The sequence below is a fragment of the Nitratireductor aquimarinus genome, from assembly GCF_017255295.1.
GTDB lineage: Bacteria > Pseudomonadota > Alphaproteobacteria > Rhizobiales > Rhizobiaceae > Nitratireductor > Nitratireductor aquimarinus.
Genome location: NZ_JAFKDE010000003.1, coordinates 483,976 through 497,115, shown reverse-complemented (window position 1 = coordinate 497,115; position 13,140 = coordinate 483,976). Strand labels below are relative to the sequence as shown.

The window sequence follows — 13,140 nt, the reverse complement described above, 5'->3', positions numbered from 1 at the left end:
ATGTCTCTTGCAAGGAGCTGTATTCGCTTGGCTTTTGCCGGATTTGTGGTGGCTTTCTCTGGTGTGAACGCACAGGCGCTGGAGCTTGCCTCGCAGAAGGACCGGCTGTTTGCCTATCCGGCGGTTCTGTCATCGAGCGATGGCGGCGCTTACCGGGTGGTCGACTATCGGGAGATGCGGGACATCAACGGGCGCGACGCGGTGCCCGAGCGCCGCGTGGACGGGCGCTACATCTCCACCGGTGTGCGGCGGGCGCAGCAGGATCTGGCGCTGCAGACCAAGGCGGGCACGGTGCGCCATGTCGCGGTCGGCAAGACCGAGGGTGCGAGCGCCATCGTGCTCTACCTGCATGGTCAGGGCGGCAACCGTCGGCAGGGGGTGGACGACTTCACCTTCGGGGGCAATTTCAACCGCATCAAGAACCTTATGGCAAAGAGCGGCGGGCTCTACCTGTCGCCCGATTTCTCGGATTTCGAGGCGCGGGGCGCACAGGAAATCGCGGCGCTGATCGCGTATTATGCGGAACGTTCACCCGGCGCGCGGGTGTTCGTGGCCTGTGGTTCGATGGGCGGCGCGCTGTGCTGGCGGCTGGCGCAGGACCGGGTAACAGCCGACCGGCTGGGCGGACTTTTGCTGCTCGGTTCGATGTGGAACGATGCGTTCCTGCAAAGCCCGGCCTTTGCTGAACGGGTGCCGGTTTTCTTCGGGCATGGCAGCGAAGACCGGGTTTTCCCGGTTGGAAGCCAGGAAGCGTTTTTCAGGAAAATCCGTTCGTCGGCAAAGGGTTATCCGGCGCGCTTCGTGCGCTTTGAGAGCGGGACGCACGGCACGCCGATCCGTATGAGCGACTGGCGCGAGACCCTGAACTGGATGCTCGCGCAGCCGTGATGCGTGAGGCCCTGGCCTACGGGCCGGTGTGATAGTCGAGGATCGTGACCGGGTTCTGCTCGCCGTCATAGGACGCATCCACATCGTAGCGCACCAGAGTGAACGCGCCCTCGCGGAAGATCCATGTACCGGCAGAGAAGGCGTCTCCGACGCCGCGCCACTTGTTGTAGCTGGTAAGTGTCTGCGTTCCCGGATCATAGTCCGAGTTCACCAGCGTGCTCTCGGCGGTGTAGCCGACGATGCGGATATCCTCGACCTTGCCGTCGCTGTCGCCATTCTCGTACTGAACGCTGGTTTCCGGCACGGCGAACTGGACCGGCGACACGCCGCCCTGCGGGCTGGCCAGAATATAGGCGTGGATCTCGTTATAGGCGCCGGTGCCGCAATAGAAGCGGAAGAGCCGCGCCTCGTGCTTGGGCGTGTCCGGGGTCTCGTAGGAATAGTTGAAGGGGATGGTGTAGCTGTCCACCAGATCGAAATTTTCCGGCGGTGGCGGGCAGGTTTCGGCGTAGACCGCAGCAAACATCGCCTTGGCCTCGGCCAGAACCCTGTCGGTCTCGTCGGGGGAACCATCGCCGCAGCTTGCCGGCAGAACATCCGTCAATTCGCCGCTTGCGGGCTTGAGCGATGCCTTCTCGATGTGGAGCGGGTTGTAGGGCGTTCCCTGGATTGTCGGGTTGGAGAGGCGAAGCGTGTAGCAACCGGCGAAAACCTGCTCCTTGCCGTCATTGTCGGTGGCGCGGATGGCGACGGGAAGCGAATAGATGATGCTGCCGGCTGCGCCTTCGGAGCTGACCGCGCCGGTGGCGAGCTCGACATTGGCGGTGTTGGCGTAGCCTTCCTGATAGGCATCGAGGCTCTTTGCCGGGGGCGTTGAGAAATAGTCGTAGGCGCGCGCATATTCCTTGCGGTTGACCGCGTTGTAGAGCGAGCGCAGCAGCGTTTCGGGGCTCGAACGGTCGTCCAGATAGGCGTCCTGCTGCTGGGCAAAGGCCGGAGCCTGAAGCGCGGCAAGGATTGCGGCGGTCGTTAGAACGGGTCTCATCATGGCCTCCTCGGCTTTGAAACTGGCGGGAGAGTAACGCGGCGTGCGTCGATTCGGACAGATGTTACTGTTCCAAGATTGCCCGGATTGTGTCCGGGGCGATGGGGAGGCAGCTGCGTCGCGCAGCTCTCGCGCAGGGTGCGTTGCGCTGCTCGTTCAAATAGTGTGTTTTCGCTGGGGGATTTCTTAACCGCAGCCGGCTAAGGCTGAAGCTGGCAGGCTTTGCGCAAACGGGAGGCGTTTGTGCGCTTCGGGCCTGAAGGTGGCCGGAAAGAGAGACATGGCGATCGGAGGAAACCGCAATTTTGCGGCCTTACTGGACGAACTGATCAGCGAGGAGGCAGAGCGCACCGGCGGTGCGGCCACGAGCCTCAACTCGCTCGATTATCTGTCGGTCGCCGAAGAGCTGCATTCGGGCCGGATCAACTTCACCGACAAGCGGGCGCAGGACGCCTATGACGCCGAGGAAGCATTTGCGTCGGACGAGACGCCCGACGCGGTTGATGAGGTCAAGGCCGCCGCGGAAGACGAGCCACCGGCAGCGCTGCCGCTTTCCACCGATCCCGACGAGATTGCCCGGGAGCTCGGCTTGTATGCGGACATTGATGCGGGCCTGCTTGGCCGGATTCGCCGCGACTTCGCCTTCAACAATCACCCCGACCGTGTGCCGTCACATCTGCGCGCCAATGCGATGGAGCGCATGCAGGTGGCGAACATGCTGATCGATGAGGCCAAACGCGGCAAATTCAGGTTGCCGCGTTCGGTCGAAGCCAGGGGATGAGCCGGTCACGCCGGAGCCAGCGCACGTAGAGCAGCACCGAGACGATGGCGAGGCCGCTGACGAGGCCGATCCAGATGCCGGGGCCGCCCATGCCGAGCGTGAAGGCGAGGACGACACTCGATGTCATGCCGAGCCCCCAATAGCCCAGAAGCGAATAGACCATCGGCACCTTGGTGTCGTGCAGGCCGCGCAGCATGCCCGCCGCAACTGCCTGTGCGCCGTCAAAGATCTGGAACAGGCCGGCAAAGGCCAGGAAGGTGATGGCCAGACCGATCACCTCTGCGTTTTCCGGCAGGTCGAGATCGAGGAACGCACCGATGAGCAGTTCGGGTATCGTGACCATCAAAAGCGCCATCAGCGCCATGAAAGCGATGCACATGACAAAGGCGGTCCAGCCGGCGCGGGTGATGCCGTCGAGATTCTGTGCGCCAAAGGCGCGACCGACGCGGACCGTCGCGGTCTGACTGAGGCCAAGCGGCACCATGAAGCTGATCGACGCGATCTGGATGGCGATGGCGTGCGCGGCAAGTGCGGGCGCGCTGATGAGGCCCATCAAGAGGGCTGCGGCGTTGAAGATCGTGACTTCGAAGGTCATGGAGCCGGCAATTGGCAGGCCAAGCCGGATCAGCTCGAAGAAGCGCGGCCAGTCGGCGCGCCAGAAACGGCCGAAAAGCTGATAGCGGCGAAAATTGCGCTCGACCGAAACGACGAGGGCAAGGCCGAGGAACATGAGCGTGCTCGAAATCGTGGTGGCGATGCCGGAGCCTGGAACGCCAAGGGCCGGAAAGCCGAGATTGCCGAACATCAGCGCCCAGTTGGCCAGCACGTTGAAAGCCACCATGACGAACATGATGCCAAGCGCCCAGCCGGGGCGCTCCAGCGCCGAGATGAAGGAGCGCAGGATGATGTAGCCGAAAAAGGGCAGGGCCGCCCATTGCAGCGTGCGCACATAGCTGCCGGCGATGCGGGCGAGTTCCGGGTCCTGTCCCATCCATAAAAGGATGCTCTCGGACTGCCAGAGAAGCAGCCAGATGGGAAGGGACACGGCAATGGCGAGCCACAGGCCCTGACGCACGGTGCGGCGCACATCGCGCACCGCATGCAGCTTGCGGCCAAGCGCGGTCGCCATCATGGGTGAGGTGGCAAGAAGCAGGCCAAGGCCGAAGATGAGCGGTGCGAAATAGAGGTTGTAGCCGAGCGTGCCGGCAGCCAGCGCATCCGGTCCCAGACGGCCCATCATCATGACGTCGGTGGTGGTCATGGCGTTCTGCGCCAGATTGGTGAGCACCATCGGCCAGGCGAGCGAGAGTGTCGCCCGCGCTTCCGCGATCCACGGATTGACCGGCGCGCGTGCGCCGGAAGCAAAAACCGTCATGTCGTCTACCCCTTGCGGCGGGCGGAATGTTCAACGCCTGCCGGAATCAATCGCGGAAGGAGGATGCCTTCGGCGAAGCATCGCTTTTAACGCGCCCAGCCTGACAGGCAAGGCGGTTTCGTTTGGTCCAGCAAGCTTTGCGTGTAACGGGGGCGTGTAACGGGGGCGTGTGACGGGGAGACGACGGAGGCGGCAGCGGACGCTTTCAATAGGGAAAGGATCGCTCCAGACCGTCTGCCAGTCGTGAGACGATTCCCGGATCGGCTGCGGTTGCGGTTTGTTCAAGGGAAACGAGGTCCACGGGTTGCGTGATGGGAGAGGCCGTGCGGTTCACGCTCTGGAAGTAATCTTCGAATTTCCAGTTTCCCATCGACGCGCCGACCTGGAGCCAGACATTGGGCACGCCGAAGGAATCGGCGGCGATGAGGCCGTGCAGGCTGGAGGAGAGCACGAAGTCGCAGCGTGCGATGTCACAGGCGATTTCGAGTGTGTCTTTGCTGGTGAGGTCGATCAGGTGGACGCCGGAAGACTTGGCCAGTTCCCGAATGAGCGGGCTTTCCTGATGGTGAATGTGGGGGATGAGGCCCCAGCGGTGCTTTCTGGCGGGTCGGTCAAGAATTCTGGGTAACAAAAGGGCCGGGTCGCCCAAAGGCGTTTCTGCGGGGAGGTTCATCATCCGGCGGGTGAGCGGGCCGCGCACGCCGCTGACGCTTGCATGATGGTAGCGACCGGAAATGTCGCCGAAGCAGCCGGTGCCCCAGATGTGTGTTCTGCGCAGTGGCTTGCGGATTGCGCGTTGCCAGCGTCGCTTGGTTGCCTGCCCCAGAAGACTGCCGATTGCGATCATGTCGCAGGACTTGATGCTTGCGTGCCGAACGGGGCGCTGTGCGTAGTGTTCAACGATGAGCGGCGACAGATCATCGCCGAAATTGCCTTTTGGAGCCTGCCACCAATAGAGGCCAATGGGTTTGCTCATGGCGCCCTCCGGATCTTGTCTGAGAGGTGCGATGTGGTTTGAGCCGATCAGTATACACCAATCAATGTCCGCTGATGGCGGCGGACATATCGTCCAAAAGGCGTAGGGTCTGGCGGCGTTCAGCTCTCGCCGGAGCGTGCGCGGCGGGAGCGGCGCGTGCCTGTGGCGGAACCGCTTTCGGAGGCGGACTTGTTGCGCAGCGGGCCGACGCGGGCGACGACATCTTCGATGGTCGGGCGTTGTTCGGGATTTTTGTGGCCGTCGAGCGCCGTGCGCATGGCCGCCAGATGCTCGAAGGAGGTGCCGCAGCAGCCGCCGATGATCTTTGCACCGCCATCGACGGCAAGCCGCACATACTCGCTCATCAATTCAGGCGTGCCGGAATAATGGACTTCCGTGCCGCGAAATTCGGGAATGCCGCAATTGCCCTTCACCACGATTGTGGCGTCTGGCCGGGCTTCGGTCATGTCGAGAAGGGTGGCGAGGATGTCGGGTGCACCGACGCCGCAATTGGCCCCGACGGCGACAGGCGGCTGGCCGAGATCGTCGACAACGCCGTGAATGTCCTTCGGCGCAAGGCCCATCATGGTGCGGCCGGCAGTGTCGAAGGAGCCGGTATAGGTGTAGGGCAGGCCAACGCGGATCGCGGCTTCGGCAGCCGCGTGGATTTCTTCAGGCGCAGACATGGTCTCGATCCAGGCGACTTCCGCGCCGCCCGCCTTGAGGCCTTCCATCTGCTCGGCAAAGGCTTCGACCGCTTCATCGTAGGTGAGCGCGCCGAGTGGTTCGAGAAGCTCGCCCGTGGGGCCGACGGAACCGGCGACGATGACGCGGCGGCCGGCCTTTTCCGCGACGCGGCAGGCGATTTCGGCGGCTTTCCTGTTTAGCTCGAAGACGCGGTCCTGCGCATTGTGCAGTTTCAGCCGGTGGCGGGTGCCGCCGAAGGAATTGGTGAGGATGATGTCGGCGCCTGCATCGATGAAGCCCTGATGCAGCGCCTCGATCTTTTCCGGCGCATCCTCATTCCACAATTCCGGCGCATCGCCGGACTCAAGCCCCATGGCGAAGAGGTTGGTTCCGGTCGCGCCATCGGCGAGGAGAACGCCTTTTTCGGCGATGAGGGCATCGATGGGATTGGGGATCGAAGAAGCTTGCATCGGGTGCCCTCCATTCGGGCGGCGCTGTTTCAGGCGTTGAGGGTATAGAGAGGCGTTTATGCCCGTCAATCCTCCCGGAAGGCCCGGACGGGACGCGGGAAGGCGATCAGCCGAGCCGCAGGCTCTTTACAAAACCGGCGGCCTCATGGGCGTTGATCTCGGCATCGCGAATGAGACCGTCGAAATGGCGCGTCAGGCGCTGCACGGAGCTGGTGGCGCTGAGGACCAGATAGACGCCGCCCATATAGAGCGCGGCGCGGTAGGGGCCGAAGATCGTGTAGGGCGCGGAGAAGCGTTTGCGCCCGTCGAACAGGAAGAGGCGGAAGGTCGGGTAGAGGTCGTCCAGCAGGCGGGCCATGTGCACGACCTGCTCGGCGCGCACCTTTTCGGGCAGGGTGCGCCAGACGCCTTCTCCCTTGGCGAAGAGCTCGAGTGTCTGGCGCGGCATGCAGACTTCCATGTCCGTTTCCGGCCTGCGGTTGTAATCGACCCGGTACTGCGCTTCGCTGATCTGGGTGGCGCGGCGCTGCGGCATGGCTTCGGCTTCGTAGAGGATGACGGCTTCGGTGCGCAGCAGATCCGGAATGCCCGATGGCACGTAGCGGATCTTGGTGCCGACGGCCTCGGCGTGCCATTTGGCGAGCAGCGTGTCGTTGAAACCGCCCTGCGCCTCGGCGATCTCCAGGCTTTCGCGCAGGTCGCCGGTGATGCCTTCATCCTGACTGAGGCCAAGGAGCCAGTCGAGCGAGACCTTGTGTTCGGCAGCGATGTTGATGAGCGTTTCGGCACGCGGCAGGCGTGTGGACGCGCCGGAGAGAAGCTGGGAGAGGGCCGAGCGGTCTATGCCGACGGCGCTGGCGAAGGCCGACTGGTTGAGGCCCGAGCGCTTGAGCAGGGTTTTCAGGCGCTCGCGGAACGTGCCGGAGAGATCGCGTTTGTCGATGACAATCCTGTCCATGATGCGCTCAATCGTCGACTGATGAGTTTTGTAAACAATTGATGCTCTTGGTGCGCAAAGTCAACGCATTGTGCGTATTCTCGCATTGCGTGTGCCGGGGCCCTCCTGACAGTTTCATGTCAGGATGCACGGCGCGCCGCGTTTCCGGGCCGAGAGCGGGGAGCGATTGGGGCCGTGCGGCGCAGAACCGGGATAGAGATGAATATGACAACCAGACGCCGGGGCGCAGGCCGTGCGGCGGTGGAATGGCCGACGCTTGCGCTGATTTTCTTATGCTACGGAGCCTGGGCTGCGGCGGGGCTTTTTCTGTGGCCGGATTGGCCTTTGACGGCACTGGCGCTTCTGGCGTTGACGGTCGCGCTGCAGAGCTCGCTGATGCACGAATGCCTCCACGGCCACCCGACGCGGCGGGCGCTGGTGAACGAGGCGCTGGTGTTCTTGCCGCTGGGGCTTGTCTATCCCTATCGCCGTTTCAGGGCGCTGCATTTGCGCCATCACGCAGACGAGCGCCTGACCGATCCGTTCGAGGACCCGGAGAGCTATTACCGGGCGCGGTGGCGCTATGAGGAAATGCCGGGCTGGGCGCGGCGTCTTCTTGGGATCAACAACACGATGGCCGGTCGGTTCGTGCTGGGACCGGCGATCATGACGGCAGGCTTTCTCGCTGCGGAGATGAAGCTGATCCGGGAAGATGCCCCCGGTGTGCGCAGGGCGTGGCTTCTGCATGCGGCGGGGCTGGCGGTTTTGCTGCCGGTGGTCGTTTTCGGGTTCGGGATGCCGCTGTGGCTTTATGTGCTGGGGCCGGCCTGGCTGGGGCAATCGCTGATCTCGGTTCGCACCTTTGCAGAGCATCAATGGTCCGAGCGGCCGGACGGACGCACGATCATCGTGGAGCGCTCGCCGCTGGCGCTGCTGTTTCTGAACAACAATCTGCATCTGGTCCATCACAAGATGCCGGGTGCGCCGTGGTATCGGCTGCCGGCGCTTTATCGTGCGCGACGGGCGGAGTGGCTCGCCATGAATGACGGGTACAGCTATCCGGGCTATTTTGCGCTGGCGAAGGACTTTGCCTTTCGCACGAAGGAGCCGGTGCCGCATCCCGCACTTCGACGGGCACGGGAAGCCGCCAGCGCGTTTCGTCCGCGCGCCCATGGCCGTTCGATGAGCGGGACGGGAAGTGTGCCGGTTCCGGCAAGGCCCGTGAAGGAGTAGGGCGCTTGCCATCATCCTTCCAGCCATCGGATAAGGTTTTATGAGCGAACCTTTGGCAGCCCTTCCCATGTATGACTGGCCGGAGTGCCGGGACGAAACCGATGCGCTGTGGCGGGTCATTCGTGACGGGCTGCGCGCCCGTGGCGTGGCCGCGCCGGATGCTTTGACGCGCGGCGGCGATGTGCAGGCGATCTGGCGGGACCCGGACCTGCTTCTGGCGCAGACCTGCTGGGGGCCTCTGGAGGCGGGGCTGGCGAATGACGTGCAGGTGCTGGCGCAGCCGGATTATTCCGCCTTTGAGGGCGGTGCGGGGCCGCTCTATTCGAGCGCCATCGTGATGCGCCGTGATGCTGCGGGGGGAGCCATGAGCGTGCGTTCGCCGGAGGACGGCATGGCGCGCCTGCCGCTTGATCGCATGGGCGGGATGCGGCTTGCGTTTAACGATCCGGTCTCCCGGTCGGGCTGTCTAGGCTTGATTCAGGATCTGAGAGAGGCCGGAGAAGGCATTGATTTGTTTTCACAATGTCTTGAAACAGGCGGGCATCGCCAGTCGCTTCGGGCCGTGCGCGACGGGCGTGCGGATTTGTGTGCAGTAGACTGTCGAAGCTGGGCGCTGGCGCAGCGTTTCGAGCCGGGCATGGATCTCCTGCTTGTGGCGGGGTGGACGGCGCGGCGGCCGGGGCTGCCCTATATCACGAGCTTTGCGACGGATGCGCAGACACGGGCTGCGCTGCGCGCCGTGCTGGCGGAGGCATCTTGCAAGGTGAATGATGGCGGGGATAGACTTGCGCCATGAGCCGTCGTCAAACACTGACAAGCGCCAAACTGCCGACCGCCAGACCGTCGCCGCGCACACGGCACACGGAGCTTCTGCGGCTTTGCGCGCGCATAGGGTACTCACCGCCGCTCTTCGCCTGAACCGGTTTTCGGCCTTGCCGAATGAATTCAAGCGAAGAGAGCAAGTCTATGACATACAAGAATTTTTCCCTGGATCAGCTTCAGGCGATGGATGCTGCGCACCATCTGCATCCGTTCACCGACCACGCGGATCTGCGGGCTGCGGGCTCGCGCATCGTGACGCGCGCGGACGGGCCTTTCGTCTATGACATGGAGGGCAATGAAATCCTCGACGGCATGGCGGGGCTGTGGTGCGTGAATGTGGGCTATGGGCGGGACGAACTGGCCGAGGCCGCTTGTGAACAGATGAAGGAGTTGCCCTACTACAATTCCTTCTTCCGCTGCACGACGCCGACGCCGGTGCTTCTGGCGCAGAAACTGGCGGAGATCGCGCCCGCCAACATCAACCAGGTATTCTACGGATCGTCGGGCTCGGAGGCCAATGACACTGCGCTGCGGCTGGTGCGTCATTACTGGGCGCTGGAAGGCAGACCGGAAAAGAACCGCATCATCTCGCGCAACTGGGCCTATCACGGCTCAACCGTGGCGGCGACGTCGCTGGGTGGCATGTCGGCGATGCATGGCCAGCTTTATGGCGAAGTGCCGAACATCGCCCATGTGATGCCGCCCTATGCGTTTGAGCTGCGGGAAGAGGGCGAGAGCGATCATGATTTCGGCCTTCGCGCTGCGAAGGCCGTGGAGGACGCCATTCTGGAAGCCGGGCCGGACAATGTCGCCGCCTTCATCGGTGAGCCGGTGATGGGGGCCGGCGGCGTGAAAATCCCGCCGGAAAGCTATTGGCCGGAGATCGACCGCATCTGCAAGAAACATGATGTGCTGTTGATGCTGGATGAGGTGATCACGGGCTATGGCCGCACGGGCGAATGGTTTGCGGCCGAGCGGCTTGGGCTTGAGCCCGACACCATCACGACTGCCAAGGCGCTGACATCCGGCTACCAGCCGCTTTCGGCCCTTTTGGTCGGCGACCGGATTGCCGAGACGCTGGTGAAGAAGGGCGGCGAGTTCTATCACGGCTACACCTATTCGGGGCATCCGGTGGCGTGTGCGGTGGCGCTGAAGAACCTGGAGATCATCGAGCGTGAAGGGCTTGTCGAACGGGTGCGCACGGACACCGGGCCTTATTTTGCCAAAGCGCTTCAGGCGCGGCTGGGCGATCACGGCATTGTCGGCGAGGTGCGGGCCTTTGGTCTGATGGCGGCGATCGAGATCGTGGCGGACCGGGAAACGCGGGCGCGTTTTCCAGGTGATGGCGCGGCGGCTTCCTGCGTGCGCGATCATGCGATTTCCGGCGGGCTGATGATGCGGGCCGTGGGCGACACGATGATCCTGTCGCCGCCGCTGATCTGGACGCGGGAGACCATCGACATGGCCTGCGAGCGGATCGGCGCAGCGCTTGATCGCGCGGAAGCGGATCTGCGGAAGGGGTAGAGAGGTTTGCAGCCGGGTGTGTGCACCCGGCGTTCTCACAAGCACAAAAAAAAACCGCGTTTCTTCGGGCGGGAAGAGACGCGGTTTTTTGCTACTCGAATACGCTGTCTTCGCAAATACGCTACGCTGCGAAAACTTCCCGTACCGGTACGCGAGACCTGTTCCGGCGTCGGGGAGGCTTCAAATCCGCCTCGACGTCATTTCTAGCCCCTCATGGTTACCGGGAGGTTAGCGGGAAGTATAAAAACGCATCTTTTTTGCCGGCAGACTATTTTTTTTCAGCTTTCCTTGCCGCGCAGGAAATTCACGATGCCTGAAAAATCCGTGCCTTCGTGGCCCATGGCGTTGAAAAGTGCGTAGAGCTGGGTGGCTTCCGCACCGAGCGGCGTAACTGCGCCGGCGCCCTGCGCGGCTTCCTGTGCAAGGCGCAGATCCTTGAGCATGAGGCCTGCGGCGAAACCGGGCTTGTAGTCGCGGTTTGCGGGTGAGGCGGGCACGGGGCCGGGCACCGGGCAATAGCTCGTCAGCGACCAGCACTGGCCGGACGAGGTGGACGCCACGTCGAACAGCGCCTGATGGGAGAGCCCGAGCTTTTCGGCCAGCACGAAGGCCTCGCTGACGCCGATCATGGAAATGCCGAGGATCATGTTGTTGCAGATCTTGGCGGCCTGGCCCGCACCACCTTCGCCGCAGTGCACGACGCGGCCGGCCATCGGCTCCAGAATGGGGCTGGCCTTTGCGAAGGCGTCGGCAGAGCCGCCGGCCATGAAGGTGAGGGTGCCCGCTTCCGCGCCGCCCACACCGCCGGAGACCGGCGCATCGATGGAGAGAAGATTGTTTTCGGCGGCGATGGCGTGGGCTTTTCTGGCCGACTCCACGTCGATGGTGGAGGAATCGATGAAGAGCGCGCCACGGGCGGCTTTCGGGGCGATGTCGGCATAGACGGAGAGCACATGCTTTCCCGCCGGCAGCATGGTGATGATCACGGCAGCATCCTTCACCGCCGCTTCGGCGCTGGCCATGACGGTGACGCCATTGCTGGCGGCGGTTTCGAGGTTCTCCGTGATCAGGTCGAAGCCCTGAACGCTGTGCCCGGCCTTGACCAGATTGGCGGCCATGGGGTTGCCCATATTGCCGAGACCGATGAATGCGATGGTTGCCATATTGGGGTTCCTCCGGAAATGCGGGCTGAGCGTCGTGTTCTCGTTTGGGGTCAGGAGCGACCGACCAACTGTCTTGCGATGATCAGGCGCATGATCTCGTTGGTGCCTTCAAGGATCTGGTGGACGCGCAGATCGCGCACCAGTTTTTCAACGCCATATTCGTGCAGATAGCCATAGCCGCCATGAAGCTGCAGCGCGTCATTGGCCACATCGAAACAGGTATCGGTGACGAAACGCTTGGCCATGGCCGACCATTTGGAGGCGTCCGGTGTCTTGGCGTCCAGCCGGGCGGCGGCGGTGTAGAGCATCATGCGCGAGGCCTGGAGACTGGTCTCCATATCGGCGAGTTTGAACTGGAGCGCCTGAAAGCGGTTGATGGCCTGTCCGAACGCCTCGCGCTCTGCCGTGTAGGCGAGCGCCTTGTCGAGGGCCGATTGCGCGCCACCCAGCGAGCAGGCGGCGATGTTGAGGCGACCGCCATCGAGCCCGGCCATGGCGATGCTGAAGCCTGCTCCCTCATTGGAGAGAAGGTTTTCGGCGGGCACTTTGCAATCCTCGAAGATGACCTGACGGGTCGGCTGCATGTGCCAGCCCATCTTGAACTCGGCCGGGCCGAAGGAGAGACCGGGCGCGTCTTTGGGCACGATCAGCGTTGAAACGCCCTTGGGGCCGTCCTCGCCGGTGCGGGCCATGACGACATAGATGTCGTTTTCACCGGCACCCGAAATGAACTGCTTGGTGCCGTTCAGCACATAGTGGTCGCCGGATTTGACGGCCTTGGTCTTGAGCGCTGCGGCATCGGAGCCTGAGCCGGGCTCGGTGAGACAGTAGCTTGCCAGCCACTCCATGGAGGTGAGTTTCGGCAGGAAGCGCTGGCGCTGCTCCTCGCTGCCGAACGTGTCGATCATCCAGCCGGCCATGTTGTGAATGGAAATGAAGGAGGAAAAACCGGGGCAGGCGGCGGCCAGAGCCTCGAAGATGAGCACGGCGTCGAGCCGACCGAGCGCTGAGCCGCCCACATCGTCGCGCACATAGATGCCGCCGAAGCCAAGCGGCCCGGTCTCGCGCACCACATCGGCAGGGAAATGCCTGTCACGGTCCCAGTCGAGCGCGTTGGGGGCAACACGGTCGGCGGCGAAGCTCTCCGTCATTTCCTGAATGGCGCGCTGATCGGCGTTGAGCTCGAACTGCTCTGCGCCAGACGAAGCATTGGCGTCCATGACGTCCTCCCGAAATGGA

At 63.3% G+C, this 13,140-nt stretch carries 12 protein-coding genes; 5 read left to right on the top strand and 7 right to left on the bottom strand.

The features are described 5' to 3' along the window. Complete coding sequence (locus JYP46_RS07045) at positions 1 to 888, top strand: alpha/beta hydrolase (protein WP_206547677.1); 888 nt, start codon at positions 1 to 3, stop codon at positions 886 to 888. Positions 889 to 904: 16 nt separating this feature from the next. On the opposite strand, the gene JYP46_RS07040 is transcribed toward JYP46_RS07045, so the two are convergent. Then, entirely contained in the window at positions 905 to 1,933 is a 1,029-nt protein-coding gene (locus JYP46_RS07040) for a DUF1176 domain-containing protein (protein ID WP_206547676.1), read from the bottom strand. A gap of 280 nt (positions 1,934 to 2,213) precedes the next feature. Between JYP46_RS07040 and JYP46_RS07035 the strand changes: the two genes are divergently transcribed. Next, positions 2,214 to 2,714 carry a hypothetical protein gene (locus JYP46_RS07035; protein WP_206545438.1) on the top strand — a complete coding sequence of 167 codons (501 nt, stop codon included), beginning with the start codon at positions 2,214 to 2,216 and terminating at the stop codon, positions 2,712 to 2,714. Here the strand turns inward: JYP46_RS07035 and JYP46_RS07030 are convergent. From JYP46_RS07030 to JYP46_RS07015, 4 genes are all read right to left on the bottom strand, one after another. Beyond that, a complete protein-coding gene (locus tag JYP46_RS07030; RefSeq protein ID WP_206545437.1) occupies positions 2,680 to 4,089 on the bottom strand; it encodes an MATE family efflux transporter in 1,410 nt (469 codons plus the stop codon). The genes JYP46_RS07035 and JYP46_RS07030 overlap by 35 nt on opposite strands. Before the next feature lie 205 nt (positions 4,090 to 4,294). Beyond that, positions 4,295 to 5,065: a polysaccharide pyruvyl transferase family protein gene (locus JYP46_RS07025; protein ID WP_206547675.1), complete on the bottom strand. Its 771-nt coding sequence runs from the start codon at positions 5,063 to 5,065 to the stop codon at positions 4,295 to 4,297. A 119-nt stretch (positions 5,066 to 5,184) separates the two neighbouring features. Continuing rightward, positions 5,185 to 6,222, bottom strand: coding sequence for a betaine--homocysteine S-methyltransferase (bmt, locus tag JYP46_RS07020; protein WP_206547674.1), 1,038 nt, complete (start codon positions 6,220 to 6,222; stop codon positions 5,185 to 5,187). A 106-nt stretch (positions 6,223 to 6,328) separates the two neighbouring features. Then, entirely contained in the window at positions 6,329 to 7,180 is an 852-nt protein-coding gene (locus tag JYP46_RS07015; protein ID WP_162742301.1) for a helix-turn-helix domain-containing protein, read from the bottom strand. Between the two features lie 198 nt (positions 7,181 to 7,378). Here JYP46_RS07015 and JYP46_RS07010 point away from each other — a divergent pair, with 198 nt between their 5' ends. From JYP46_RS07010 to JYP46_RS07000, 3 genes are all read left to right on the top strand, one after another. Next, complete coding sequence (locus JYP46_RS07010) at positions 7,379 to 8,392, top strand: fatty acid desaturase (RefSeq protein WP_412033076.1); 1,014 nt, start codon at positions 7,379 to 7,381, stop codon at positions 8,390 to 8,392. Positions 8,393 to 8,432: 40 nt separating this feature from the next. After that, positions 8,433 to 9,188 carry a phosphate/phosphite/phosphonate ABC transporter substrate-binding protein gene (locus JYP46_RS07005; protein ID WP_206547672.1) on the top strand — a complete coding sequence of 252 codons (756 nt, stop codon included), beginning with the start codon at positions 8,433 to 8,435 and terminating at the stop codon, positions 9,186 to 9,188. Between the two features lie 170 nt (positions 9,189 to 9,358). Further along, positions 9,359 to 10,738, top strand: a complete 1,380-nt coding sequence (locus JYP46_RS07000; protein ID WP_206547671.1) for an aspartate aminotransferase family protein — start codon at positions 9,359 to 9,361, stop codon at positions 10,736 to 10,738. 278 nt (positions 10,739 to 11,016) lie between these two features. On the opposite strand, the gene mmsB is transcribed toward JYP46_RS07000, so the two are convergent. Beyond that, positions 11,017 to 11,901 carry a 3-hydroxyisobutyrate dehydrogenase gene (mmsB, locus tag JYP46_RS06995; protein WP_206547670.1) on the bottom strand — a complete coding sequence of 295 codons (885 nt, stop codon included), beginning with the start codon at positions 11,899 to 11,901 and terminating at the stop codon, positions 11,017 to 11,019. 50 nt (positions 11,902 to 11,951) lie between these two features. Further along, positions 11,952 to 13,121, bottom strand: a complete 1,170-nt coding sequence (locus JYP46_RS06990; protein ID WP_206547669.1) for an isobutyryl-CoA dehydrogenase — start codon at positions 13,119 to 13,121, stop codon at positions 11,952 to 11,954. Between the last annotated feature and the right edge of the window lie 19 nt (positions 13,122 to 13,140).